At 64.4% G+C, this 1,329-nt stretch carries 1 protein-coding gene; it reads left to right on the plus strand.

Features of this window, described 5'->3' with window-relative positions:
• Window positions 1–114 precede the first annotated feature (114 nt).
• The gene (locus DBR34_RS20120) at window positions 115–1,050 is read left to right on the plus strand and encodes a 2-oxoglutarate and iron-dependent oxygenase domain-containing protein (protein ID WP_128098097.1); all 936 of its coding nucleotides are present in this window, start codon (window positions 115–117) and stop codon (window positions 1,048–1,050) included.
• Window positions 1,051–1,329 lie beyond the last annotated feature (279 nt).

Raw genomic sequence — 1,329 nt, forward strand, 5'->3', positions numbered from 1 at the left:
GCATTGTATCGGTTTGTATCTTTGTGTCGGCAGTGCCGGGTGGCGGATCTGGCACAATGTTCAGCCGGGCCACCGAGATGGCCTGCGACCCATCCGAACAAGCCAGGAACCGCTGTGAGCCAGATCCCGACCCTCGACATCACCCGTTTCGACAGTGACCGCGACGCCTTCGTTGCCGAGCTGGGCGCGGCCTACCGCGAATGGGGATTCGCAGGTATCCGCAACCACGGCATCCCGCAGGCCGACATCGACGCCGCCTACGAGGTGTTCAAGGCGTTCTTCGCACTGCCGGAAGAGACCAAGCGCCAGTACCACGTGCCGGGCAGCGGCGGGGCGCGCGGCTACACGGCCTTCGGGGTGGAGACGGCCAAGGGTTCGCAGCACTTCGACCTGAAGGAGTTCTGGCATATCGGCCGGGAGATCCCGGATGACTCGAAGTACCGTGACGTGATGGCCCCGAACCTGTGGCCGGCCGAGGTGCCGAACTTCCGCGAGCGTGGCTATGCGCTGTACCAGGCGCTGGACCAGCTGGGTTCGCGGGTGCTGTCGGCGCTGGCGCTGCACATCGGGCTGCCGGAAGATTTCTTCGCGGACAAGACCAACAACGGCAATTCGATCCTGCGCCCGATCCACTACCCGCCGATCACCGCCGAGAACATTCCGAACGTGCGCGCCGGTGCACACGGCGACATCAACTTCATCACGCTGCTGGTGGGGGCGAGTGCGGCCGGGCTGGAGGTGCAGTCGCACGAGGGCAAGTGGGTGCCGTTCACCTCGGACGCGGACACGATCGTGGTGAACATCGGGGACATGCTGCAGCGTCTGACCAACCATGTGTATCCGTCGACGATCCACCGGGTGGTCAATCCTCCGGGCGAGCAGGCGCGCCAGCCGCGCTATTCGGTGCCGTTCTTCCTGCACCCGAACCCGGACTTCCTGATCGATGTGCTGCCGACCTGCATCACGCCGGAAAACCCGAGCCGCTATCCGGAGCCGATCACGGCGCATGGTTTCCTGGAGGAGCGTCTGCGCGAGATCAAGCTGAAGTGATGTTGGGAGGGCCGCCGGAAGGCGGCCTTCTTCTTTTAAGGTCAACTTCAACTTCAACGGCAACGGCCGGCTGTTCGGTTCGTATCGGCTGGCCGGGCGCTGCCATGCCCCGCCGGGACACGCCGTGAACCCGTCCATGGGGGCTCTTAGGCAACATCCATGTTGCCTAAGGTCCCGGCGGGGCATGGCAGCGCCCGACCTAACAGAGTGCTGCGACCGGAACCGAAAGCGGGTTTTGCTGCGGGTGCTTTGGGTCTGTGATGGGGGGAGGGTTAATGG

The sequence above is a fragment of the Stenotrophomonas sp. HMWF003 genome, assembly GCF_003061285.1.
Taxonomy (GTDB): Bacteria; Pseudomonadota; Gammaproteobacteria; order Xanthomonadales; family Xanthomonadaceae; genus Stenotrophomonas; species Stenotrophomonas maltophilia_AP.